The following is a 24,622-nucleotide window of genomic DNA, read 5'->3' on the forward strand; positions in this document are numbered from 1 at the left end:
CACCCCCGAGGACGCACTCGACACCGCCTGCCACCTCCACCTCACCGGTCTCGACACCTGACACGGGCAAGCGCACGCCAAGCCCGACGTCAACCCCCGAAGGATTTACGACGCAGACCACTAAGCCGCGGAATCCTCGTCGGGGTCGGCGGCGGGGTCGTCCGGGTCCGGGTCGGCGGCGGGGTCCGGCGCCGGCTCCTGCGGGGGCCGGGCCACGTAGCGCAGGACGCCCCACATGCTCTCCGGGCCCGCGAGGTGCGGTCGCGGCTCGCGGCAGGCCTCCAGTTCGCGGAGCAGTGCGGGGCCGTCCGTGCCCGAGCCGATCAGGACGAGCCGGGTCACCCGCGCTTCGTCCCTCCCCCAGGGGCCGGGGGCGAAGCGGAGGAAACGACCGACGGCGTGGACCTCGTAGCGCTCGTCGTGGCCGGGGACGCCGAAGTGGACGAAGCCCTTGATCCGGTAGAGCCCGGCCGGACGACGGTCGAGGAAGTCGATGAACCGGCGCGGGCTCAGTGCCTGCTCGGAGACGAACTCCACGCTCTCGTAGGCGGCGTGTGCGTGCCCCGTGTGGTCGCCCTGTTCCCGTTCTCCGTCGGCTGCCTCCGCCAGCAGGTCCTCGAAGGAGAGCTGGCCGCGCGTCATCGTCCAGGGGCGCGCGTCGAAGAGCAGCTCCGGGTCGATCCGCCCGTGATCCGCACCGATCACGGGGGTACCGGGCGCGCAGAGGCCGGCCAGTTCGGCTTCGATGCGGGCGCGCTCGGCCGGGTCCACCCGGTCGGTCTTGTTGAGCACCACGAGGTCGGCGACGCCGAGGTGGCGGTCGGTCTCCGGATGCCGGGCCCGGGTGGCGTCGAACTCCGCCGCGTCGACGACCTCCACCATGCCGCCGTAGCGGATGGCCGGGTTCTCGCTCGCCATCAGCATGCGGATCAGTTCCTGGGGCTCGGCCAGCCCGCTCGCCTCGATCACGATGACGTCGATCCGGTGGACGGGGGCGGAGAGCTTCTCCAGGTACGCGTCCAACTCGCTGCCGTCGACGGCGCAGCACAGGCAGCCGCCGCCGAGCGAGACCATGGAGTCGCCGAGCTGCCCGGCGACCGACATGGCGTCGACCTCGATCGAGCCGAAGTCGTTGACCACCACCCCGATCCGGGTACCGCCCCGGTTGACGAGGAGGTGGTTGAGCAGGGTGGTCTTGCCGGATCCGAGGAATCCGGCGAGGACCACGACGGGGATGGTGGGGTGGGACTGCCTGCTGTTCACCCGGTCGATGGTAGCCGGCGCGGCGCCGTGGCGGCTCAGCCGAGCGCCGGGACCGGTTGGGGCGGGGTCGGTCCGGTGTAGCGGGCGGCCGGACGGATGATCTTCGAGTCGGCGGCCTGTTCGAGGATGTTGGCGCTCCAGCCGACCACGCGGGCGGCGCAGAAGGTGGGGGTGAACATCTCGCGCGGCAGCCCGCACAGTTCCATGACCACGCCCGCGTAGAACTCCACGTTGGTGTGCAGTTCCCGACCCGGCTTCAGCTCGGCCAGGATCGCCTCCACCTGTTGTTCGACCTCGACGGCGAAGTCGACCAGTGGGCCGCCGAACCGGAGCGCGATGCCGCGCAGCATCCGCGAGCGCGGGTCCTCGGTCCGGTAGACCGGGTGCCCGAAGCCCATGATCCGATCGCCGGCGCGGACCCGTTCGCGGATCCACGGCTGGATCCGGTCGGCCGTGCCGATGGCGTCGAGGGTGTCCAGGGCCCGACTGGGGGCGCCGCCGTGCAGCGGCCCGGACAGGGCGCCGATGGCCCCGGTCAGGCAGGCCGCGACGTCGGCGCCGGTGGAGGCGATCACGCGGGCGGTGAAGGTCGAGGCGTTGAACCCGTGGTCGATGGTGGAGATCAGGTACTGCTCCACGGCTCGGGCCTCGACGGGGTCGGGTTCGCGCCCGGTGAGCATGTGGAGGTAGTTGGCCGCGTACGGGAGGTCGTCGCGCGGTTCCACCGGCTCCAGCCCCTGTCCCAGCCGGTGGAGGGCGGTGAGCAGGGTGGGCACCGCGGCGCAGGCGGCGAGGGCGTCGGCGGCCCGGCGGGCGGGGTCGAGATCGTAGACCGGGCGGAAGCCGGCGGACGCGCCCAGCAGGGAGAGGGCGGTGCGGAGTCCGGCGAGCGGCCCGGACAGGGCGGTGGCGCGGGCGAGTGCGGGCAGGGCGCCTCGCACCTCGTCGGGGAGTCGGCGCAGGGGGGCGATCTCGGCGGCGAAGGCGTCCCGCTCGGCGAGGCCGGCGGGGAGCGCGCCGCGGAACATCAGGTGCCACACGTCCTCGAAGGTGCGGCTCTCGGCGAGCTCGACGGCCGAGTACTGGCGGTAGTGGTAGAAGCCTTCGCGGCCTCGGACGTCACCGAGTGCGGTTTCGGTGACCACGACCCCCGCGAGACCGCGGGGTACTTCGACGGTGGTGTTCATGGATTGACCATCGATGATGGATTGAATGCTTGTCAATATTGATTGAATCAATCTATATAGGGTGTGCGTCATGAATGCCGAGAGCGACGAGGCGGACGGCCCGCGCCGGATCAACACCCGGGAAGCGGCGCGACTGCTCGGAGTGAAACCCGCGACCGTGTACGCGTACGTCAGCCGCGGCCAGCTCGGCAGTCGCCGCGATCCGGTCGGGCGCGGCAGCAGCTTCGACGCGGCCGAGGTGGAGGCGCTGGCCCGGCGGAGCCGGCGCGAGGCGGCGGGCCCCGCCGGGGGCAACGCGGGCGAGCTGTCCGTCCGCACCTCGCTCACGCTCATCGAGCCCGATCGCTACTACTTCCGGGGCGTGGACGCCGTCGAGCTGGCCTCGCGGTACCGCTACGAGGAGGTGGCGGAGTGGCTGTGGACGGGGTCGCTGAAGCACGGCGCCCGGTTCGTCGCTCCCCCGGAGCCGTTGGCCGCCGCCCGAAGGGCCGTGGCCGCGCTGCCCGAGCACGGTGGGCCGCTGGACCGGCTTCGGGTGGCCGTCGCCGCCGCCGCAGTGGCGGATCCGCTGCGCTTCGACCTGTCCGAGGAAGCCGTACTGGGCTCCGCCCGCTGCCTGATCCCGACGCTGGTCGGCGCGCTGCCCGAGCAGGGCCCCGCCCGGTGGGCCGGCGACACCCGGCTGGCCCGCCTGCTGTGGTCGCGGCTGACGGCGCTGGACCCCGACCCGGACGCGCTGGCCGTCCTGGACCTGGCTCTCGGTCTGCTGGTCGACCACGATCTGGCCGCCTCGACGCTGGCCGTACGGGTCGCCGCGTCGGCGCGGGCCCATCCGTACGCGGCGGTCTCGGCCGGACTCGGCGCACTCGAAGGCCCGCTGCACGGCGCGGCCGGCCGGCTCGCGCACCGGATGCTGGTCGAGGTCCTGGAACGGGGCGGGGCGGCCCCGGTGGTGTCGGAGTACCTGCGTGCGGGACGTCGGGTGCCGGGACTGGGGCACCGGCTGTACCGCGGCGAGGACCCTCGGGCCACGGCCCTGTTCGCCCGGCTGGAGGCCCTGGACCAGGCCGGCCCGGCGCTGGGCGCGGCCCGCGACGTGGCCTCGGTGATGGCCCGGCACGGTGGCGGGCTGCACGCCAACGTGGACCTGGCCCTGGCGGTGCTCACGGTGTCCTGCGGGATGCCCGCCGAGGCCGGGGAGACGGTGTTCGCGGTGGCCCGGACGGCGGGGTGGATCGCGCACGCGCTGGAGGAGTACCAGGAACGGCCGCTGAGGATGCGGCCGAGCGGGCACTACGACGGCCCCCGCCCGCCGCGGCCGATGCCGTGACGGGCGGGGGGTCCGGAGAATGGGACGGGGACGGGGACGGCGGCGGGCCTAGGGTCAGCCCGCGTAGGCCTCGAACTCGCCGATCTGCCCGGCCGGCCAACCGGTGTTGCCGGTGACGGTCAGCCTCAGGTGGCGCAGGCTCGTGCCGTCCGGGAGGGCGAGCGTCACCCGGTTCCCGGTCGCCGGGTCGAAGCGCAGCCCCTGCGCGGGGGCCACTGTGGCGAAGTGCGTCCCGTCCGTGCTGCCGAGGACGGAGAGCGTCTGCGTCCTGGCCGCCCAGGCGGCCGGCGGCGGCAGTTTCAGGACGACGCGCCCGACCGTGCTCGTGGCGCCGAGGTCGACGGTGACGGACTGGGGGAAGGCGTTGTTGGCGCTCTCCCCGTAGGTGTTCGGGTCGCCGTCGACGGCCTTGGCCGCGTCGTACGCCTGGGCGTGGGAGGTCTCGGTCACCGGCCGGCCCCGGGCCAGGTTCCGCGTGGGGTCGGGGGTCGGTGAAGTAGGCGTAGAAGACGTCCGGTTGGGACCTGGCCTTGAGCATCGCGGTGAAGCGCGGGGGTTCCAGGCACTGGCCGGGCGTCGAGCGACCCTCGACGGTGACGTTCGGGTACGTCTTGTTGAACTCCGCCACGTCCTCCTTCCACTCCTTGAGCTCCGCCGCCTTGGCCGCGGGCGGCATGCAGTCGATGGAGAGGGTGACCTTGGTCTTCGGGTCGAGCGGGGCGGAGACGTCGGCGACACCGCCACTCGACTGCGGCTTCGGGTCGTCGCCGCTGCTGCTCGTACCGCACGCCGCGAGGGCGGAGACGGCGAGCGCGGAGACGAGGGCGGCCGCGACGTTGCGGCGGACGTGGGTTCTCATCGGTGGTCCCCTTCGAGCATCGAACAGAAGGCATGGGGGCGAGCGGGCACGCTCAACCACCGCCCACAGATAGACGCAATATCTCGCGCAGATTGAGTAAGGAACTGACATTCGGATGTCCGACAGCTCGGACACGGGACGCAAAAAGGGCCCCGGAACGTCCGTGGTACGTTCCGGAGCCCTCGGTGGAGCACGAGGAAGCGGTACGGGCTACCTGCGGGGCGCCTGCGCGGTGGACCCGCGGACCACCAGCTCCGGCTCGAAGAGCAGCTCGCCGGGCTGTACGGCGGCTCCCTGGATCTGGGCGGTGAGCAGCTCCACGGCGGCCCGCCCCATGGCCTCGATGGGCTGCCGGACGGTGGTCAGCGGGGGCTCGGTGCAGTTCATGAACGCCGAGTCGTCGTAGCCGACCACGGAGATCTCCCGGGGCACGTCCAGCCCCCGGCGACGCGCGGCCCGCACGGCGCCCAGGGCCAGGGGGTCGCTCGCGCAGATGATGCCGGTGACCCCGCGGTCCAGCAGACGGGAGGCGGCCGCGTGCCCGCCCTCCAGGGAGAACAGGGTCCGCTCCACGTGGGCGGCCGGCAGTTCGGCACCCGCCGCGGCGACCACGGCCTGGGCGGCCACCAGCTTGCGCAGCGAGGGCATGTGGTCGGGCGGGCCCAGCACGAGCCCGATGCGTTCGTGACCCAGGGAGGCCAGGTGCCGCCAGGCCTGCTCGACGGCGACGGCGTCGTCGCAGGCCACGCACGGGAAACCGAGGTCCTCGATGGAGGCGTTGATCAGCACCACCGGGACCTTGCGCTCGGACAGCAGCCGGTAGTGCTCGTGCGGGGCGTCGGCCTGCGCGAAGAGCCCGCCGGCGAAGACCACGCCCGACACCTGCTGCTGGAGCAGGAGTTCCACGTAGTCGGCCTCGGAGACCCCGCCGGTGGTCTGGGTGCACAGCACCGGGGTCAGCCCCTGCTGCGCCAGCGCACCGCCGATGACCTCGGCGAAGGCCGGGAAGATGGGGTTCCGGAGCTCGGGCAGCACCAACCCGACCAGCCGGGCGCGCTCGCCGCGCAACTGGGTGGGGCGCTCGTAGCCGAGCACGTCGAGAGCGGTGAGCACGGACTGTCGGGTCGCCTCCGAGACGCCCGGCTTGCCGTTGAGCACCCGGCTGACCGTTGCCTCGCTGACTCCCACCTTCTTCGCCACTTGAGCAAGTCGTCGCGTCATGAGCGCAAGAGTAGCGCAAGGAATGCAAGTCGTTTGCAGTTCCATTACGGCCAGTTTGGGTCATGCGGGCCCCCCGTCTGGGAAGGCCCCGTATCGCTCGCGCCGCACCACGCGCGCCGGGCGGGCTCCACGATCCGGCCGGGGGCCCGGAGCACACTGGCGGCAGAGCCCCCCGCATCCCCGCGACCCCAGGAGGAACGGCCATGACCCCGCCCGAGAAGGCCGTCCACACCAACGGCGTCACCCTCGCCACGCAGGCCTTCGGCGACGCGACCGACCCGACGGTGCTCCTCGTCTCGGGCGCCGAGGCCACCATGGACTGGTGGGACGAGGAGTTCGTCGCCCGGCTCGGCGCCGCCGGCCGCCACGTCATCCGCTACGACACCCGCGACACCGGGCGCTCCACCGTCTTCCCGGTCGGCGAGCCCCCGTACACCGGGGACGATCTCCTCCTCGACGCCCTCGGTGTCCTCGCCGCCCACGGCGTCGCCGCCGCCCATGTCGTCGGCGTCTCCATGGGCGGCGCACTCGCGCAGCGCCTGGCAGTCCTGCACCCCCGGCGCGTCGTCACCCTGACCCTGATGTCCACCAGCCCGGACGGCCCCGGCGGTCCCGGCAGGCCCGATCTGGCGCCCGTGAGCGAAGCCCTGGCTCGATGGTGCGCCGAGCCCCGGCCCGATCCCGACTGGGCCGACCGCGACGCGGTCATCGCGTACTTCCTCGCGGGCGAGCACGCCTTGGCGGGTCGCATCCCGGTGGACGAGGAGCGCCTGCGCGCCACCGCCGGGCGCGCGTACGACCGCAGCCCCGTGCCGGCCGCCGCGTCCAACCACTGGCGCGTCGAGGGGGCGAGCCCGTTCGCGCCCGCCTCGGTGAGATCACCGCGCCGACGCTGGTCCTGCACGGCACGCACGACCCGCTCTTCCCCTACGGTCACGCCGAGGCCCTGGCCCGCGAGATCCCCGGCGCCACGCTCGTCCCGCTCCGGCGAGGACCACCTTGACGGTGTACTTGCCGTTCGCCGCCGGCCAACTCCCGAGCGCGATCGGCGCCGAGGACGCGCCGGGCGCGAGGGCGCCGCTGAAGGATCCCGTCAACGTACGGACGGTCGCGCCGCCCGCGTCCTGAAGGGTGAGGGTGACGCCGTGCGCGCCGGAGGCCGCCGCGACGGAGCCCTGGTTCCTGACCGTGACGGTGAAGTTCACCGTCTGACCGGCGGACGGGGAGCCCGGCGACCAGGTGACGGCGGAAGCCACCAGGTCGGAGCTGTCCACCGGGCGGACGACGAGCGGGGTCCCGGTGAAGGTGTTGTTGGTGTCGTTCTGCTCGATGACCGTGTTCGCCTCGTCGACGACCGCGCCGAGCGGGTACGTCCCCGCGTCCCGCGCGCCGATCCCGGCGCTGACGGTGGCCGTCGCACCGGCGGCGAGCGCGGGCACGGAGGCCGTACCGACCGTCGTGCCGCCGAGCCGGAAGGTGACGGCGGTGGCGGCGGCCGGGGCAGGCCCGCTGTTCTTGACGGTGGCCGTCAGGGTCACCGGGTCCGATTGGCGAAACCGGTGCCGTCGGCGCTGCCCTGGACGGACAGGGTCTGGCTGCGGCTCTCCCAGGCGGCGGGCAGTTTGAGCACGACCTGGTCGATGCGGGTGGTGGCCCCCAGGTCGGTCTGCACCCACTGCGGGAAGGTGCCGCCGGCGCTCTCCCAGTACGTGGGCTGGTTGCCGTCGGTGACGTTGGCGGCGGTGTAGGAGCCGTTGGTGCTGCTCGCGGCCGCGGGCCTGCCCGCGGCGATGCTCGGACCGCCGGCGGCTGCGGCGGTCAGGGCGGGCCAGGTGATCATCATCAGCGCCGTGCTGAGGAGGGCGGCCAGGACCCGCGATCTCCAGTTGAGCCTTCTCATATGCCCTCGTCCCTCGACATGAGTTTTCTGAACCAGCTGAGACAGGAATTTGCGGTGTGTCGTGCGGGAGTTGCAGAGCTTTGGCGAGTCGTCTACTGCTCTGACCGCACTTTTGTGCCGGCATCGCTTGCGCAAGGTGGGCGTAAATAGCGCAAGGGATTTGCGTTCCCAGGAGAATTCCGCTTAGGCCGAAGCCGACCTACGGTTGCTGGTCATGCGGTTCCCCCACATGAGCGCTCGGCGCCTCGGGCTGCCCAGAAGGGCCGTCTCCCAGATCCTGCTGACCCAGCTCGCCATCGCGGCCGGCGTGCTGGTGCTGGCCACCGGTCTCTTCCTGGCGCCGCTCGGTGCGCAACTGGACGACCAGGCCATGCGGCGCGCCCTGGCGATCGCCCAGAGCGCCGCCGCCGACCCCTCGCTGGCCGCCGACCTCCTCGACTCGGGGCCGGATCGCGACGGCCCCGTGCAGTCCGCCGCCGAACGGATCCGCAGCGCCACCGGCGCCGAGTACGTGGTCGTCGTCGACCTCCGGGGCATCCGACGCTCCCACCCCGACCCCGGGCGGATCGGCCTGACCGTCTCCACGGACCCCGGCGACGCCCTGGCGGGCCGCGAGGTCATGGAGATCGACGACGGCACCCTGGGCCGCTCCGCCCGCGGCAAGGTCCCGCTCCTGGCCGCCGACGGGGAGATCGTCGGCGCGGTCTCCGTGGGCATCGCCTACGACAGCGTCCGCGACCGGCTGCTGGGAGCCATCCCCGGCCTCCTCGCCTACGCGGGCGGCGCCCTGGCCGCAGGCGCCCTCGCCGCCTACCTGCTCTCCCGCCGGATCCAGCGGCAGACCCGCGACCTGGCCTTCTCCGACATCGCCGGCCTCCTCGCGGAGCGCGAGGCGATGCTGCACTCCATCCGCGAGGGCGTGATCGCCCTCGACCGGCACGGACGGATCCGGCTGGTCAACGACGAGGCCGCCCGGCTGCTGGGCCTCGACCCCGCCACCTCGGCCACCGTCGCCGGACGCGCGCTGGACGAGGTGCTCGGCGCGGGCCGCACCACCGACGTCCTCGCGGGCCGGGTCGACGGAAGGGACCTGCTCACCGTCCAGGGGCCCCGCGTCCTGGTCGCCAACCGGATGCCCACCGACGACGGCGGTGCCGTCGCCACCCTGCGCGACCGCACCGAACTGGAACACCTCGGGCGCGAACTGGACTCCACGCGCGGCCTGATCGACGCCCTGCGCGCCCAGGACCACGAGCACGCGAACCGGCTCCACACCCTGCTCGGCCTCCTGGAGCTCGACCTGTACGAGGAGGCCGTGGAGTTCGTGACCGAGGTCGTCGGGGTCCACCGCAGCACCGCGGAACAGGTCACCGAGAAGGTCCGGGACCCACTGCTGGCGGCCCTGCTGGTCGGGAAGGCGACCGTGGCCGCGGAGCGTGGCGTCCCGCTCCGCCTGGCCCACTCCACGCTGCTGCCCGACCGGGTGGTGGACCCCGGCGGCCTCGTCACCATCACGGGCAACCTGGTGGACAACGCCCTCGACGCCGCCGCCGGCTCGACCGCCCCGCTGGTCGAGGTCGAGCTGCGCGCCGAGGGACGTACGGCGATCCTCATGGTCCGGGACAGCGGACCCGGCGTGCCCGCCGAGCGCCGCGAGGAGATCTTCACCGAGGGCTGGTCGACGAAACAGCCCACGGCCCACCGCGAACGCGGACTGGGCCTCGCACTCGTTCGTCGCCTCGCGGAGCGGCAGGGCGGTACCGTCCGAGCCGGCGAGAGCGCCGACGGAGGGGCGGAATTCTCCGTCGTGCTCCCGGAGGCCCTGCGATGAACGAGTCCCCGATTCACGTATTGGTCGTCGACGACGACATGCGTGTTGCCCGGATCAACGCGGCGTACGTGGCGAAGGTTCCCGGCTTCCGGGTGATCGCCCAGGCCCACTCTGCAGCCGAGGCGCTGGCGTTCCTGGACGCCCACGACGTGGACCTGATCCTCCTGGACCACTACCTCCCCGACGAGAACGGCCTGGACCTGGTCCGGCGGCTGCGCCAACGGGGCCACCACACCGACGTCATCATGGTGACGGCCGCCCGCGATCTCGCCACCGTGCAGGCCGCCATGCGGCTCGGCGCCCTCCAGTACATGGTGAAGCCGTTCGCCTTCGCCGGGCTGCGGGCCCGCCTGGAGGCGTACGGCGCCCTGCGACGCACCCTGGAGACCGGAGGAGAGGCGGAACAGGCCGAAGTGGACCGCATCTTCGGGGCCCTGGCCTCGGCCGGCACCCCGAACGACCTGCCCAAGGGCCACTCGCCACCGACCGCCGACCTGGTCCGCCAGGTGCTGCGCACGGCCGAGGGCCCGCTCTCCACCCAGCAGATCGCCGATCGCGCCGGCATCAGCCGCCAGACGGCCCAGCGCTACCTCAAGCTCCTCGACCGCGCGGGGCGCGTCACCCTCGCCCTGCGCTACGGAGAGACGGGCCGCCCGGAACACCGCTACGCCTGGCGTCACTCCGACCCCGGCGCCGCGCACTGAACCGGGCGACCGCCACCACCGACCGGGTGGTCACACCGCCCCGGCGCCCGTCAACGAACGGACCTCGGTCTCCGCGTGCTTGCGGACGTCCGGCTCCTCCGTCGAGGTGACCGTGCCGAGCCATCCCGCCAGGAACCCCAGCGGGATCGAGACGATCCCCGGGTTCTGCAACGGGAAGTACTGGAAGTCCACTCCCGGGAAGAGCGACTCCGGGCTGCCCGACACCACGGGCGACAGCACCACCAGCAGCACCGCCGGCACCAGTCCCCCGTACACGGACCAGACGGCCCCGCGGGTGGTGAACTCCCGCCAGAACAACGAGTACAGCAGCACCGGCAGGTTCGCCGAGGCGGCCACCGCGAAGGCCAACCCCACCAGGAAGGCCACGTTCAGGTTCTGCGCGACCAGTCCGAGGCCGATCGCCGCCGCACCGATCCCGACCGCGGCGACCCGCGCCACCGCGACCTCACTGCGCTGCTTGGCATGCCGACGCTTGAGCGAGGCGTACAGGTCGTGCGCCACCGAAGCCGAGGACGCCAGGGTGATCCCGGCGACCACCGCGAGGATCGTCGCGAAGGCGATGGCCGCCACGAAGGCGAACAGGACCGCGCCCCCGGTGCTCTCGGCGCCGCCTCCCAGGAACGCCGCCAGCAGCGGAACCGCCGTGTTCCCCGAGGCGTTGGAGGCCCGCACCTGCTCGGGGCCCAGCAGGGCGGCCGCCCCGAAGCCGAGCACGATGGTCATCAGGTAGAAGCCGCCGATCAGGCCGATCGCCCAGACCACCGACCGTCGCGCCGCACGCGCCGTCGGCACCGTGTAGAAGCGCGACAGGATGTGCGGCAGCCCGGCGGTGCCCAGCACCAGGGCGAGGCCGAGGCTCATGAAGTCGAAGCGGGCGGCCCAGTCCCCCCCGTACTTGAGGCCGGGGTTCAGGAACTTGGCTCCGTGGCCGCTGCGTTCGGCGGCGGTGGACAGCAACTGGTCGAAGTTCCCGTGGAAGCGCAGCAGCACCAGGACGGTCAGCGTGACGGCGCCGCCCATGAGCAGCACGGCCTTCACGATCTGGATCCAGGTGGTGGCCCGCATCCCTCCGAAGGACACGTAGACCACCATCAACGCGCCGACGCCGACCACGGTCAACGTCCGCGCGCCCGCGCTCGAGTTCCCGAGCAGCAGGCCCACCAGGCTGCCCGCGCCGACCATTTGCGCGACGAGGTACAGCACGGACACCACCACCGAGGAAGCCCCGGCCGCGATCCGGACGGGCCGCTCGCTCATCCGGGCGGCGACCACGTCCGCGAGGGTGAACCGGCCGCAGTTGCGGACCAGTTCGGCGACCAGGAAGAGCACGACCAGCCAGGCCACGAGGAAGCCGACCGAGTACAGCAGGCCGTCGTAGCCGAAGAGGGCGATCAAGCCGGAGATGCCGAGGAAGGAGGCCGCGGACATGTAGTCGCCCGCGATGGCGAAACCGTTCTCCATCGGGGAGAACAATCGGCCACCCGCGTAGAACTCTTCGGCCGACCCGTGTCGGTTGCGACTGACCCAGGTGGTGATGCCCAGCGTGACCGCGATGAACACGCTGAACAGGATCAGCGCGAGGGTCTGGTGTTCGGTGGTCACCGGCCCGCCTCCCAGGTCCGGATGCGCTCCCGGTCCCGCTCCTGCTCGAAGACGGTCCAGCGCAGGTCGAGCGCGGCCCGGTCACGGCGCAGCCGCGCGTGCCGCGCGTACGCCCAGGTGAGGAGGAACGTGCTCAGGAACTGGCCCAGTCCCGCCAGCAGGGCCACGTTGATCGATCCCACGACCGGCCGGGCCATGATCCCCGGTGCCGCGGTCGCCGCGACCACGTAGGCGACGTACCAGAGGAAGAAGCCGGCGGTCGCGGGCACGACGAACCTCCGGTAGCGGCTGCGTACCTCCTGGAAGGCGGCGCTTCGCTGCACTTCCAGGTAGATGTCCGAGGCCCCGGATGCGGATGCGGGCCGGTCGCCGGCGACCGGGCGAGGAGGGACCGTTTCCGCTTCCTTGCCCTCCCCCCAGCCGACCGCCAACGCGTCGTACCAGGGGTCGTCGAGCCGGATCGTTCCGGCATCACGACCTTCGTGCTTCTCCACCGAACTCTCCTTGTCCGCCGCCGCATTGGCCGCGTGGGGACAAGGATGGGTGGAATCGATGTTTTCCGGACTGATGTACCGGTGCTCTTCACTCCATCAGGTGATGAAGTGAAGAGCATTGGTGTGTAAGGGCGTTCAGCGAGTGGACGCCGGCCGGTTCAGGCGTCGATGCGCGAACGGTCCAGCGTCGCCGCCGAGCTGGTGATGAACTCCTTGCGCGGGGCCACCTCGTTGCCCATGAGCAGATCGAAGACCGACTCGGCCGAGTCGAGGTCGCCGATGTTGATCCGGCGCAGGGTGCGGAACCGGGGGTCCATCGTGGTCTCCGCGAGCTGGTCGGCGTCCATCTCGCCGAGACCCTTGTAGCGCTGGATGGTGTCCTTGTAGCGGATGTTCTTGCGCTGGTACTCCAGCAGCGTCTGGCGCAGCTCGTTGTCCGAGTACGTGTAGACGTACTTGTCCTCGCCCTTCTTCGGCTGGACGAGCTCGATCCGGTGCAGCGGCGGCACGGCCGCGAACACCCGGCCGGCCTCGACCATCGGCCGCATGTACCGCTGGAAGAGCGTGAGCAGCAGGCAGCGGATGTGCGCACCGTCCACATCGGCGTCGACGAGCAGGACGATCTTGCCGTACCGGGCGGCGTCGAGATCGAAGGTCCGGCCCGAGCCGGCTCCTATGACCTGGATGATCGCGCCGCACTCGGCGTTCTTGAGCATGTCCGAGACCGAGGACTTCTGGACGTTGAGGATCTTGCCCCGGATCGGCAGCAGCGCCTGGAACTCGGAGTTCCGGGCGAGCTTGGCCGTGCCGAGCGCCGAGTCCCCCTCGACGATGAACAGCTCGCTGCGGTCCACGTCGTCACTGCGGCAGTCGGCCAGCTTCGCCGGCAGCGAGGAGGACTCCAGGGCCGTCTTGCGGCGCTGCGCCTCCTTGTGCTGACGTGCGGCGATCCGGGTCCGGGCGGCCGCGACGATCTTCTCCATCACGGAACGCGCCTGTTGCTTGTCGTCCCGCTTGGTCGAGGTCAGGAACGCCTTCAGCTCCTTGGCCACGACCGCCGAGACGATGCGGGTGGCCGCGGAGGTGCCCAGCACCTCCTTGGTCTGGCCCTCGAACTGCGGCTCGGCGAGGCGGACGGTGACGACGGCCGTCATGCCCTCCATCGCGTCGTCCTTGACCACGTCGTCCTCGGCCACGCGCAGCAGCTTCGCCGACCGCAGCACCTCGTTCACGGTCTTGGCGACCGAGCGCTCGAAGCCGGACACGTGGGTGCCGCCCTTGGGGGTGGCGATGATGTTCACGAACGACTTGACGTTGGTCTCGTAGCCCGTGCCCCAGCGCAGGGCGATGTCCACGCCCAGCTCGCGGGTGACCTCGGTAGGGGTCATGTGGCCGCGGTCGTCCAGGACCGGCACGGTCTCCTTGAAGGTGCCCGTGCCGGTCAGGCGCAGCACGTCACAGACGGCCTTGTCCTGGGCGAGGTACTCGCAGAACTCGCTGATGCCCCCGTCGAAGCGGAAGGTCTCCTCGGTCTTGCCCGCGCCGTCGATGCCGCGCTCGTCGCGGACGACGAGGGTCAGGCCGGGCACGAGGAAGGCGGTCTGGCGGGCGCGCTGGTAGAGCGTCTCCAGATTGAGCTTGGCGTCCTTGAGGAAGATCTGGCGGTCGGCCCAGTAGCGGACCCGGGTGCCGGTCTTGCCCTTGGCGACCCGCTTGACCTTGCGCAGGCCGTTGGCGGGGTCGAAGGGACTGTCGGGCCCCTGCTCCGTGAACATCCCGGGGACGCCGCGGCGGAAGCTGATGCCGTGCGTCGAGCTGTTGCGGTCGACCTCGACGTCGAGGCGGGCGGAGAGGGCGTTGACCACGGAGGCGCCGACGCCGTGCAGGCCGCCGGAGGCCGCGTACGAGCCGCCTCCGAACTTGCCGCCGGCGTGCAGCTTGGTCATGACGACCTCGATGCCGGACAGGCCCGTCTTGGGCTCGACGTCCACGGGGATGCCGCGGCCGTTGTCACGGACCTCGACGGAGGAGTCCTCGTGGAGGATCACCTCGATGTGGTCGCAGTAGCCACCCAGGGCCTCGTCGACGGAATTGTCGATGATCTCCCACAGGCAGTGCATCAGGCCACGACTGTCGGTGGACCCGATATACATCCCGGGGCGCTTGCGGACGGCCTCGAGGCCCTCGAGGACGAGCAGGTGCCGCGCGGTGTAGTTGGAACCGTCCCGGTCTGCTCCGGACAGCAGCGCGCTGGAAGGCACGGACGTGTCGGCGGTCACGCAGTTCGCTCCTCGCTGAATTTCTTTTCTGGCCCGGTCGGGCTCAGGGGTTCATCGGTTGCCGGTCAGAGGGTACCGAGGCCTGGTAGAGCCGATGCAACGCCACCCTCGTGGCTTCCACAGCGTAGTGCAGGCCCGCACGGGTGTTCGATCCCCCGTGGGGGTGAAGCAAACATCACGTTCCCTTCCAGGCATGAACCATTTAGTGTTCGGGCACGTCCTCATCAACAACCGGCACTCACGCCGGGGGGACTGAACTGCTACAAGCGAACGACTGACAACGCGAAACCGTAAAGCAACGCAATACGGCTCCTTCGCCGCCAACCGGCAACAGCCGGCCAGCTTCGGAAGGAAGTTTCGAAAGAAAGCCGCGAGCGGGAACGTTTTCGGCCTGGTTGGATGTTGACCCTGGTACGACAGCTCGTCGAGCTAGAGAAGAGGCGACGTGACTACTGTTCTGACACCCGCGACCCCGCTGACGGCCGCTGACCGATGCGACCGTTGCGGCGCCCAGGCATATCTGCGCGTCGTCCTGCTGAGCGGCGGTGAACTGCTCTTCTGCGCCCACCACGGGCGTAAGTTCGAGCCGGAACTCAAGAAGATCGCCGCGGAAATACAGGATGAGACCGAGCGGCTCACGTCCGCTCCGGCTGCGAATGCCGCCGACACCGAGGACCGCTGACACAGGCCTAGACCTCGCATCCGACGAGCAAGGACCGGCCAGGCCGGCCGACGGGCGACACCTCTGTGACCCAGGGGTGCCGCCCGTCCTCATGTCCGCCCCGCGTTCACTTTCCGAATGATCTGGTCCCCGCCGGCCCTCCGGGATCCGGCGCTCGGGCCCCCTACCCCCGCGCCGGGCCACACAGGGCCCGAGGAGTCCCTGGGGGCTCCCTACGGGACCTCCCGCTCCCCGACCGGCCGCGCGCCCCTCTCGGAGCCGCTCACGAAGCCGACGAGCGGGGAGATCCGGGTGTACACGCCCGGGCTGTCGGCCCGCCCGCAGCCGCGCCCCCAGGACACGACCCCGATGAGCCGCCCCCGCGCCACGAGCGGTCCGCCGCTGTCTCCCTGGCAGGCGTCCTTGCCGCCGCCCCGGTCCCCCGCGCACACCATGGAGGCGGCCCGGTACTGTCCGTCCGCGTCCCCCGGGTACGCGTCCTCGCAGACCCGGTCCGCGAGCACCTCGACCCGCGCGGCCCGCAGACCGTACGCGTAGTCGCCGAACCCGCTGGTGTCCCCCCAGCCGTACACGGAGGCCTCGGTGCCCGCCTCGTAGGCCGGGTGGCCCTTCTCCGCCACGGGGAGCACCTGACCTGCCGGGACCGCCTCGGCGAGCTCCAGGACGGCGAGGTCGCCGGCGTTGCTCGCGGAGTCGTACGCCGGATTGACCCGCGCCGCGCGCACCGCGATCTCCCTGCCGTCCGTCGCGCGGAGCTCGGTGCGGCCCGTGATCACACGGAGGTCCGACACGGATTCGACCGGACCGCCGAGCACCTGGCGACCCAGGCAGTGGGCCGCCGTCACCACGGTCGTCGGGGCGACGAGCACGCCCCCGCAGAACTGGCCGCCCCGGGTACCCCCGAACCGGTCACGGCTGGCCAGGGCCACGACCCAGGGGCTGTCCGCCACCTTCACCGGCTGCCCGCCGATCACCACGCTGTCCGCGGCCGCCTGCGGCATCCGGGCCGGCGGCGCGGCGGCCGCTCCCGCCACCAGGGTCAGCGCGCCCGCCAGGGCACGGGCAAAGGGACGACGCATGAGGCCTCCTGACTCCGAGTGTTCATGACTCCACCCAGAGTGGGATGCCCGGTGGCCGTGCGCACCCGCGCGGCCACCGGGCGCACGCCCCTCGGCGTCGGTCCCGTCAGTCGAGGTAGTCGCGCAGCACCTGCGAACGCGACGGGTGACGCAGCTTAGACATCGTCTTCGACTCGATCTGACGGATGCGCTCGCGGGTGACCCCGTAGACCTTGCCGATCTCGTCGAGTGTCTTGGGCTGCCCGTCCGTCAGGCCGAAGCGCATCGAGACCACGCCCGCCTCGCGCTCACTCAGGGTGTCGAGCACCGAGTGCAGCTGCTCCTGCAGGAGCGTGAAGCTCACCGCGTCGGCCGGGACGACCGCCTCGGAGTCCTCGATGAGGTCACCGAACTCGCTGTCACCGTCCTCGCCGAGCGGGGTGTGCAGGGAGATCGGCTCGCGGCCGTACTTCTGGACCTCGATGACCTTCTCGGGGGTCATGTCGAGTTCCTTGGCCAGCTCCTCAGGGGTGGGCTCGCGTCCCAGGTCCTGGAGCATCTGCCGCTGGACACGGGCCAGCTTGTTGATCACTTCGACCATGTGCACCGGGATGCGGATGGTGCGGGCCTGGTCGGCCATGGCGCGGGTGATGGCCTGCCGGATCCACCAGGTGGCGTACGTGGAGAACTTGTAGCCCTTGGTGTAGTCGAACTTCTCGACCGCGCGGATCAGACCCAGGTTGCCCTCCTGGATCAGGTCCAGGAAGAGCATGCCGCGGCCCGTGTAGCGCTTGGCGAGGGAGACCACGAGACGGAGGTTGGCCTCCAGCAGGTGGTTCTTGGCCCGACGGCCGTCCTCGGCGATGATCTCCAGCTCTCGCTTCAGCTTCGGCGCGAGCTTGTCGGAGTTCGCCAGCTTGTCCTCGGCGAACAGGCCCGCCTCGATACGCTTGGCGAGCTCGACCTCCTGCTCGGCGTTGAGGAGCGGAACCTTGCCGATCTGCTTGAGGTAGTCCTTGACCGGGTCCGCGGTGGCTCCCGCCACCGCGACCTGCTGGGCCGGTGCGTCGTCCTCGTCGTCCGAGATGACGAAGCCCTTGTTCTCGCCGCCCTCCTCCTCCTCGGATTCGGACTCGGCCTTGGCCCCGCCCGGGCCTTCCTCGGTCGACTCCTCGTCGGCCTCGTCGGAACCCTTCTTGGCGGCGGTCTTCTTCGCGGCCGTCTTCTTCGCGGGGGTCTTCTTGGCAGGGGCGGCCTTCTTGGCCGCCGTCTTCTTCGCCGCGGTCTTCTTGGCGGCGGGCTCGGTCCCGGGCTCCTCCGCGAGGGCGTCCGCGCTGTCCGGTTCGGCCGTCGCCGCCTCGGGAGCGGCGTCGGTGACGGTTCGGGCGACGGTCGTCTTGGTCGCGACGGTCTTGGTGGCCGTCCGCTTCGCCGGGCTCTTCGCTGCGACGCTCTTTCGGGTGGTGCGCTTGGGCGACTCCGCGGCACTGACCATCAGCGTCACACCCTCTTCCTCGAGGATCTGGTTGAGGCTGCGCAGAACATTCTTCCACTGGGTCGCAGGAATCTGGTCAGCCTCGAAGGCCCGACGCACGTCATCGCCGGCGATCTGCCCCTCGGCCTTGCCCCGCTCGATGAGCGCCATCACAGACTCGGAATCGGCGATCTCCGGCGGGAGCGTACGGGATGTGCTGGCCGACACGAACAACCTCTCGGAACGATGGGAACGGCTTCCGACCCCGGGCCTGGTGGTGCTGGACCGGAGCCGACGACCACCGACTGGGGATGGGCCGGGGGCGCGGGCAGGGGCCGGGGAGCTGTACAGCACCCGCAAGGGCTGCTGTCTTCCCTCCGTCGGCCATCACCACTTAAGTCATCGCGTGACGTCGCGGAGCGTTACGCCCAATCTTCGTGGCCCGAGTCACACCACTTTTCCGCCATTGCCGGGCATACGGTCATACGCGCGGATTCAGCGGCTTCGAAAGCCCCCGCACACGGGTGTCGCCGGACCCGAACCGGGCCCGGCGACATGTGGTGCACCCCCGCGCCTGTGCGCGTCGAGCCCGTCAGTGCTCGCGCGGGGCCGGAACCACACGCTCGACCTCCGGATGCACCGTCAGGAGCTGGCGCATGGCGTTCTCGGCGCCCAGGGCGTCGCCGGCGGCGATGGCCTCGACCATCCGCGCGTGGTGGGCGACGCAGGTTTCGCTGGGGCGGTCGCAGGCGGTGACGGGGCTGCCGGAGACCTGGAGGGCGGAGGAGACGATGCCGGACAGGTGCTCCAGCATGCGGTTGCCCGCGACCTGGATCAGCAGCGCGTGGAACTCGTTGTCGGCGCGCGCGAAGGTGATCGCGTCCCCCTGTCCGAGGGCGTGACCCATGATCTCGACCATGTCGGCGAGGCGCTGCTGGATGTCGGGGCGACCGTGTCCGGCGGCGAGGCGGGCGGCCAGTGGTTCGATGGTCCAGCGGAGCTCATTGAGCTCGCGGCGCTGGTCGTCGCGCAGGGGGCCGAAGGCGCGCCATTCGATGATGTCGGGGTCGAGCAGGTTCCAGTCGGCGACCGGACGGACCCGGGTGCCGACATTGGGTCGGGCGCTGACGAGGCCCTTGGCCTCCAGTACGCGCAGGGATTCGCGGACGACCGTGCGGGAGACCTCGAAGCGCTGGCCGATCTCCTCGGGGACCAGCGGGCGATCCGCGCCGAGGTCGCCGGAAACGATCATCTGGCCGAGCTGCTGGACGAGTTGGCCGTGCAGCCCGCGGCCGCGACTTCCGGTGGCGCGGCGGCCCACGCGGCTCAACTCGATGTCGGCGCCGTCCCAGTGGGGCGGTCCGCCCCGGTCGGCCCCCTGGGTCTCCGCGTAGGGGTAGCGGTCGAGATCGCCCGAGCCGGCGAGGCCGGAGTCGGCGTGGCGGGCGGCGGTCATCATGGCGTGCGCAAGGGTACTCACGAATCCTTTGTCGGTCGTGCTCCCATCACCCTTGAGGTCTTTGGTGAAAAGCACACGAAAGGGTGATCGGTGCCACCTACGCAATTGACGACTTATCGTAAAGAACCGGGCCTTTTGCGGGGAGTTGCGGTCCTGTCGTGTTGATACGGAACAGATCGGTCACATTGGTGATCGTCTCGATCCGAAACGATCACCCGCGGTCATTCACCAGCGGACTCGGCTGCGCAGTCCTGTGAACCCATAGGCGCACAACAGGACCATCAACGACAACACCAGTGCCGTACCGACGGGTTGGGCCATCACCCGCAGGGCCCCCGACACCAGGCGGTCCGCCTCCGGCGGCCAGTGGGCCCAGGACAACTCGCGCAGCCGGGAGGCGAGCCCGTCCGTCGGGTGGGCGGACGGTCCGTGCAGCGACTTGCGCACCAGCGGTACGACCATCACCGGCACGACGAGCACCGCCGCCAGGCCGGCCGCCGCGGATCGGAAGACACCGGAGGCCAACACCCCGGCCCAGGCGCAGCCGATGAGCAGCCCGGCCCAACTCGCGGCCGGGGCGATCCACTCCACCGGCCGGTCGAGCGGGCCGGAGTCGAAGACCAGCCTGAGGGCCGCAGCGTCCGCGGTGACGGCCAGGCCCCCGAGCAGCAGGGCGAGGGCGGCGCAGACCCCGAGCTTGGCGGCGAGGAGGCCCATCCGCCGCGGGACCGTGCCGCGGTCCGCCGACAGGGAGGGGTAGCGGTACTCCTCGCCGAAGGCCAGGGCGCCGAGCAGCCCGGCGCCGAGCGCGGCGGGCGGCAGCGGCAACGACTGCGGCCAGGCGGCGAGCAGCCGGTTCTGCGGGGTGTGTCCGAGCCGGGCGAGGACCAGCGCGATCGCGACGGAGACGACGACGACCGCGGCCGAGGTCAGGAGCGGGGTCGCGGTGCCGAACGCTCGGATCAGTTCGTAGCGCAGGGGGCGCAGCGGGCCGCCGACCCGACGCACCGCCCGGGCGGATCGCCCGGAGCCGGTCCGCGGGGGCCGACCGAGCCCGGTCCTGCCCTCGGCGGCGGGGAACGGGGTGATCCCCGACCCCGTCGCCGACCCGGCTCCCGGCTCCGGCTCCACGCCGGCCCCGAGTCCCGACGCCGACCCCACGCCGACCCCGAGTCCCGACCCCGGCTCGGCCTCCGGCCCGGGTTCGACACCGGGACCGGGGCCGGTGGTGGCGCCCGCGTCGACGTGGGCGGCCGCCACGGCCGAGGCGTGGGCGGTCGTACGGGCCTCCGAGCGGGCCTGTGGGACGGGCGGGACCGGCGCTCCGGTGTCTCCGGTCTCGTCCGCGAGTTGGTGGACCAGCACTCCGTGTCGGAACGCCGCCTCCCCCACCTCCGCGCAATTGCTGCCGTAGACCGACAGGCGGCTGCCGCTCTCCGCGACGATCTCCACCACGCGCCGGGCCGCCCGGGCCTCCCGGCCAAGGACGTCGGCGAGTCGGGCCGCGTGCGGGGTGCGCACGGCGACGCGAGGACGCAGTCGGGTTCGTGCGAACTCCGCCGCGTCCTGGTCCGCGACGAGCCGGCCGGCCTTGATGGAGACGACCCGGTCGGCGTTGCGGGCGGCTTCCTTCGCGTCGTCGGTGGTGAAGAGGACCGCGCCGCCGAGGGCGGCGTGTCCGCGCAACAACTCGTACATCCAGCTTCGTTCGCGCGGCGAGAGCCCGGCGGCGGGTTCGTCGAGGAGCAGCGTGCAGGGGTCCGCCAGCAGCGCCGCGGCGAGTGCGACGCGACGCTCCATGCCGAGCGAGAGCGAGCCGAGCCGCTGGTCCCGCAGGCCGCCGATGCCGACGACCTCCAGCATGGTGTCGGCTCGCGACGCCGGGACCCCGTAGGCGGCGCACAGCATCCGCAGCTGGTTGAGGACCGTACGCGCCGGATGGCCGGGGACGTCGCCGAGCAGCACGCCGACCTCACGGCCGGGGTGCGCGATCCGGTGCAGCGGGCGGCCGCGGAAGTAGGTGATGCCGCGGCCCGGTTCGAGTTCGAGCATGAGTCGCAGCGCGGTGGTCTTGCCCGAGCCCGGGTCGCCGAGCAGGGCGGTCACGCACCCGGGGCGGGCCTCGAAGGTGAGGTCGTCCACCAGGGGCGGGAGTTCTCGACGGGGTGTACTGGTGAGTCCGATGGCCTGGAGCATCGCTTCTCTCGCGGGGTGTGAGACCGCTCTGCGGCAGCATGAGTACCGCAAGCAAGATAACGCGATATGTCCGATTTTCAACGCAGGGCGATCTCAGGCGCGTCGGTGTCGGCGACCTCGGGGGCTTCGGTGCCCGCGCCCGGGTCCCGGCCCCGGGCAAGGTGGGGGCCACTCGCCGGGACCGTGGGGCGTCAGACCTCCGGACGCAGCATCGGCGGGTTGAGCAGGGTCGCTCCGCCCGCTCGGAACAGTTGGGCGGGCCGGCCCCCCTGACGGGTCGTCGTCCCCCCGGCCGGCACGAGGAACCCGGGGGTCCCGGTGACCTTGCGGTGGAAGTTGCGCGGGTCGAGTGCCACGCCCCACACGGCCTCGTACACCCGTCGCAGCTCGCCGACGGTGAACTCGGGAGGGCAGAAGGCGGTGGCCAGGGAGGAGTACTCGATCTTGGATCGCGCCCGCTCGACGCCGTCGGCGAGGATGCGTTCGTGGTCGAAGGCGAGCCCGGCGGGAGCCGCCCCGCCCGCCGCGAGGAGTTCGTCGACGGGGGCCCAGCGGGCGCTGTTCGCGTCGCCACCCGCGCGAGGCGCGGGGAGATCCGGTGCCAGCACCAGGTGAGCCACGCTGACCACCCGCATCCGGGGGTCGCGCTTCGGGTCGCCGTAGGTGGCGAGCTGTTCGAGGTGCGCCCCGTTGTCCACGTCCGGCACGGCCGGGTCGTGGGCGCACAGGCCGGTTTCCTCGGCGAGTTCCCTGGCCGCCGCGCCGGCGAGGTCCTCGTCATCGCGTACGAAGCCTCCGGGCAGCGCCCAGCGTCCTTGGAACGGCTGCTCACCCCGTCGGACGACCAGCGCGCAGAGCGCGTGACGCTGCACGGTGAGCACGACCAGGTCGACGGTGACGGCAAAGGGCGGAAAGGCCGACGGGTCGTAGGGCGACATGCCGCGATCATAGTCGTCTGCCTGACGATAAACAGAGCTTTGGCGATCCCGGCGACAGTGATCCGAAACTCAGCCTCCCAGTTGGAGCGCATCGGCGGCCTCCTCCACCATCCCGAGGCCGAGGCGGCTGACCCGGACGCCGAACGGTTGCTCGGACACCCGCAGCCCCGAGAACCTCAGGGAGCCGAGCGGGGCGCCGGGGAGCGGGTGCAGGGCGACCGTGCCGGCGGGGGCGTCCGGGCGGATCCCGGCGAGGGCGACCAGCGCGTGGACGCCTCCGGCGGCGGCCACGGCGGCCGGCCGGCAGGCCGCGGGGTGCGGGAGCGGTGCGCTGCCCGTGGTGCGCTGCTCGGCGGCGTACATCTCCGGCAACCGGTACCCGAAGGCCTCGGCGGCGTCGAGAAGTCCCCGCAGCAGTCCGACGGCCTCTTTCTCGAAGCCCGCCTGGGCCAGGCCGGAGAGCGCGACGACGCTCTCGTGGACCCGTACCGCCCCCGAGCGGTGCCCGAACGGATTGTGGCCGGGCTCTCGGCTCGCCATACTTCGCAGGCCCCATCCCGAGTCCATCGCGGGTGCTCCGAGGAGCCGGGCCAGTTGCTCGGTGCGCGTGCGGTCCAGCAGGCCAGGGGCCGTCCGGCCGCCGCTCAGCAGCCCGGTGTCCAGCAGGTGCGCGGCGGCGCCTGTCAGCCGGGGAAGGGGGCGGCCGTCGGGATGCAGGGCCGCCGCGGGCCGTCCGCCGTCCGGTCCGTCGATCCAGAACTCCGCCCGGAACCTCTCCCGCAGCCGGGCCGCGCGATCCCGCCATTCCTCGGCGCCGGGTCGCCCGCATCCGGCGAGGAGGTCGGCGCCGAGCAGCGCGGCCCGGTGTACGTGGGCCTGGGTTTCGCAGCGTCGTGGACCCGGGTCGGGGTCGGCCAGGAACCCGTCCTCCCCCAGCGCTCCGCGGAGCCATTCCAGGCAGCGTTCCGCGACGGGCAGCAGCCGGGCCACCTCCTCCTCGGGCAGACCCCAGAGCCGGGCCTCGGCGAGGACCACGGGGAAGGCGAGCGTGGCCTCGGTCCCGGTGCATCCGGGCGGCAACTGCGGTCCTGCCCCGCGCAGCGGTCCCGGGATCATCCCGGCTCCGGGTCCGCGCCCCTCGACCTGGCTGCGGGCGAGGACGCGCAGGGTGGCCGCGGCGAGCCCGGTGCCCAGCGGCAACGACATCCGGGCGGCCCACAGCGACTCCGCCTGGGCCAGGCCGAGCCGCCAGGGCGCTCCCGCCGCGACGAAGGCGTCGCCCGGCTGCTCGGGGTCCCTCAGCAGCAGCGCGCCGAGGTCTTCCACGCTCGTCCGGAACCATGCCTCGACTCTCGGGTCGTCCCCCTCCGCCCGGGCTTCGGCCAAGGGGTTGGCCACCTGGCCGGCCGACGCCCGCGCGATGCGGTCCCGGCCGGTCCGCAGTTCGATGGTGCGGGCCTCGCCGGGGCCCAGTTCGAGTTGCCAGCGCAGCAGTCCGGACGAGGCGAGCGCGTCGTCGGGGGCGGGTTCGGCGGTGATGACGGCCTGGGTGCCGCCCGTGCTCCAGCGCAGCCCGGCCGCGTGCACGGCGGCGGGGAGCTCGGGCCCGGCGCGGCCCGCGGCGATCGCGGCCAGTTCGGCCAGGTCGGTACCGAGCGCCAGCTCCACGGGGAGGCGTACGGAACGGGTGGCGTAGCTGCGCAGGGTGATCCGTTCGGTGCCGTCGGCGTGCCGGACTCGCTCGACGCCGATGTCGGGGTCGGGCCCGGCCTCGGCTCCGGTGCGGACCGTGGCGGTGAAGGCGGCCCGGTCGGCGCCGAGGCTGCGCCCCTGCACCGCCACCGGGTCCCTGCCGCCGACGCGCAGCACGCATCGGGAGAGGATCCGCAGCCCGGCGCGGTAGACCCCGTCGATCCCCCGCCCGGTCAGCTGGCCGTGCTCGGGCGAGATGGCCAGGCACGGTGCGGCGAGACAGATGACGGCTCCGTGCACGGGCGGCAGCTCGGGCCTGCGGGCGGGTGGTACGGGGTGGGCCATGCGTCGCCTTGTCTGCGCTCCGGTCGGTTTCGCTGGGCGGCGGCGTGGCCGGGCCCCCACCACCCCCCAGCTGAACGCCCTCACCCC

The 24,622-nt window shown here is 72.0% G+C and carries 19 protein-coding genes and 2 pseudogenes; 5 read left to right on the forward strand and 16 right to left on the reverse strand.

Going from position 1 to position 24,622, the window contains the following annotated elements; genetic code table 11:
* Positions 1–120 precede the first annotated feature (120 nt).
* Positions 121–1,263 carry a CobW family GTP-binding protein gene (locus OTB19_RS33425; RefSeq protein WP_267802457.1) on the reverse strand — a complete coding sequence of 381 codons (1,143 nt, stop codon included), beginning with the start codon at positions 1,261–1,263 and terminating at the stop codon, positions 121–123.
* A gap of 35 nt (positions 1,264–1,298) precedes the next feature.
* Complete coding sequence (locus OTB19_RS33430; protein WP_267802458.1) at positions 1,299–2,450, reverse strand: citrate synthase/methylcitrate synthase; 1,152 nt, start codon at positions 2,448–2,450, stop codon at positions 1,299–1,301.
* Between the two features lie 70 nt (positions 2,451–2,520).
* Here OTB19_RS33430 and OTB19_RS33435 point away from each other — a divergent pair, with 70 nt between their 5' ends.
* Complete coding sequence (locus OTB19_RS33435) at positions 2,521–3,780, forward strand: citrate synthase (RefSeq protein ID WP_267802459.1); 1,260 nt, start codon at positions 2,521–2,523, stop codon at positions 3,778–3,780.
* A 54-nt stretch (positions 3,781–3,834) separates the two neighbouring features.
* Here OTB19_RS33435 and OTB19_RS33440 read toward each other — a convergent pair whose 3' ends face one another.
* From OTB19_RS33440 to OTB19_RS33450, 3 genes and pseudogenes are all read right to left on the reverse strand, one after another.
* Positions 3,835–4,230 carry a discoidin domain-containing protein gene (locus OTB19_RS33440; protein WP_420716968.1) on the reverse strand — a complete coding sequence of 132 codons (396 nt, stop codon included), beginning with the start codon at positions 4,228–4,230 and terminating at the stop codon, positions 3,835–3,837.
* Positions 4,231–4,267: 37 nt separating this feature from the next.
* Positions 4,268–4,639, reverse strand: a pseudogene (locus OTB19_RS33445) (extracellular solute-binding protein); the annotation flags it as partial.
* A 210-nt stretch (positions 4,640–4,849) separates the two neighbouring features.
* Positions 4,850–5,860, reverse strand: coding sequence for a LacI family DNA-binding transcriptional regulator (locus OTB19_RS33450; protein WP_267802460.1), 1,011 nt, complete (start codon positions 5,858–5,860; stop codon positions 4,850–4,852).
* 314 nt (positions 5,861–6,174) lie between these two features.
* On the opposite strand from OTB19_RS33450, the pseudogene OTB19_RS43465 reads away from it, so the two are divergent.
* A pseudogene (locus OTB19_RS43465) lies at positions 6,175–6,405 on the forward strand (alpha/beta fold hydrolase); the annotation flags it as partial.
* A gap of 333 nt (positions 6,406–6,738) precedes the next feature.
* Here OTB19_RS43465 and OTB19_RS33460 read toward each other — a convergent pair.
* Both OTB19_RS33460 and OTB19_RS33465 read right to left on the reverse strand, forming a co-directional pair.
* Complete coding sequence (locus tag OTB19_RS33460) at positions 6,739–7,398, reverse strand: CARDB domain-containing protein (protein WP_267802461.1); 660 nt, start codon at positions 7,396–7,398, stop codon at positions 6,739–6,741.
* Entirely contained in the window at positions 7,395–7,760 is a 366-nt protein-coding gene (locus tag OTB19_RS33465; RefSeq protein ID WP_267802462.1) for a discoidin domain-containing protein, read from the reverse strand. Before OTB19_RS33465 ends, OTB19_RS33460 begins: the two co-directional genes overlap by 4 nt.
* 229 nt (positions 7,761–7,989) lie before the next feature.
* Here OTB19_RS33465 and OTB19_RS33470 point away from each other — a divergent pair, with 229 nt between their 5' ends.
* Together OTB19_RS33470 and OTB19_RS33475 are read left to right on the forward strand one after the other, a co-directional pair.
* Positions 7,990–9,591 carry a sensor histidine kinase gene (locus tag OTB19_RS33470; RefSeq protein ID WP_267802463.1) on the forward strand — a complete coding sequence of 534 codons (1,602 nt, stop codon included), beginning with the start codon at positions 7,990–7,992 and terminating at the stop codon, positions 9,589–9,591.
* Positions 9,588–10,295 carry a DUF7342 family protein gene (locus OTB19_RS33475; RefSeq protein ID WP_267802464.1) on the forward strand — a complete coding sequence of 236 codons (708 nt, stop codon included), beginning with the start codon at positions 9,588–9,590 and terminating at the stop codon, positions 10,293–10,295. Before OTB19_RS33470 ends, OTB19_RS33475 begins: the two co-directional genes overlap by 4 nt.
* 30 nt (positions 10,296–10,325) lie before the next feature.
* Here OTB19_RS33475 and OTB19_RS33480 read toward each other — a convergent pair whose 3' ends face one another.
* The 3 genes from OTB19_RS33480 to OTB19_RS33490 form a co-directional block, all read right to left on the reverse strand.
* Positions 10,326–11,918 carry a cation acetate symporter gene (locus OTB19_RS33480; protein ID WP_267802465.1) on the reverse strand — a complete coding sequence of 531 codons (1,593 nt, stop codon included), beginning with the start codon at positions 11,916–11,918 and terminating at the stop codon, positions 10,326–10,328.
* Positions 11,915–12,412 (reverse strand): DUF485 domain-containing protein, encoded by a 498-nt coding sequence (locus tag OTB19_RS33485; RefSeq protein ID WP_267802466.1) that lies wholly within the window; start codon positions 12,410–12,412, stop codon positions 11,915–11,917. The genes OTB19_RS33480 and OTB19_RS33485 overlap by 4 nt, the downstream gene beginning before the upstream one ends.
* Positions 12,413–12,570: 158 nt before the next feature.
* A complete protein-coding gene (locus OTB19_RS33490; RefSeq protein WP_267802468.1) occupies positions 12,571–14,691 on the reverse strand; it encodes a DNA gyrase/topoisomerase IV subunit B in 2,121 nt (706 codons plus the stop codon).
* A 445-nt stretch (positions 14,692–15,136) separates the two neighbouring features.
* On the opposite strand from OTB19_RS33490, the gene OTB19_RS33495 reads away from it, so the two are divergent.
* Entirely contained in the window at positions 15,137–15,373 is a 237-nt protein-coding gene (locus tag OTB19_RS33495; protein WP_030239625.1) for a DUF7455 domain-containing protein, read from the forward strand.
* Between the two features lie 212 nt (positions 15,374–15,585).
* Here OTB19_RS33495 and OTB19_RS33500 read toward each other — a convergent pair whose 3' ends face one another.
* The 6 genes from OTB19_RS33500 to OTB19_RS33525 form a co-directional block, all read right to left on the reverse strand.
* Positions 15,586–16,452 (reverse strand): serine protease, encoded by an 867-nt coding sequence (locus OTB19_RS33500; RefSeq protein ID WP_267802470.1) that lies wholly within the window; start codon positions 16,450–16,452, stop codon positions 15,586–15,588.
* A gap of 106 nt (positions 16,453–16,558) precedes the next feature.
* Complete coding sequence (locus OTB19_RS33505) at positions 16,559–18,133, reverse strand: RNA polymerase sigma factor (RefSeq protein ID WP_267802472.1); 1,575 nt, start codon at positions 18,131–18,133, stop codon at positions 16,559–16,561.
* Between the two features lie 364 nt (positions 18,134–18,497).
* Positions 18,498–19,439 carry a FadR/GntR family transcriptional regulator gene (locus OTB19_RS33510; protein WP_324290567.1) on the reverse strand — a complete coding sequence of 314 codons (942 nt, stop codon included), beginning with the start codon at positions 19,437–19,439 and terminating at the stop codon, positions 18,498–18,500.
* A 150-nt stretch (positions 19,440–19,589) separates the two neighbouring features.
* A complete protein-coding gene (locus OTB19_RS33515) occupies positions 19,590–21,560 on the reverse strand; it encodes an ATP-binding cassette domain-containing protein (protein WP_267802475.1) in 1,971 nt (656 codons plus the stop codon).
* Between the two features lie 191 nt (positions 21,561–21,751).
* Positions 21,752–22,498, reverse strand: coding sequence for an NUDIX hydrolase (locus OTB19_RS33520; RefSeq protein ID WP_267802477.1), 747 nt, complete (start codon positions 22,496–22,498; stop codon positions 21,752–21,754).
* Between the two features lie 69 nt (positions 22,499–22,567).
* Positions 22,568–24,535, reverse strand: coding sequence for a glycogen debranching N-terminal domain-containing protein (locus OTB19_RS33525; protein ID WP_267802478.1), 1,968 nt, complete (start codon positions 24,533–24,535; stop codon positions 22,568–22,570).
* Positions 24,536–24,622: the final 87 nt, after the last annotated feature.

The organism is Streptomyces sp. H27-H5 (genome assembly GCF_026627505.1).
Classification (GTDB): domain Bacteria; phylum Actinomycetota; class Actinomycetes; order Streptomycetales; family Streptomycetaceae; genus Streptomyces.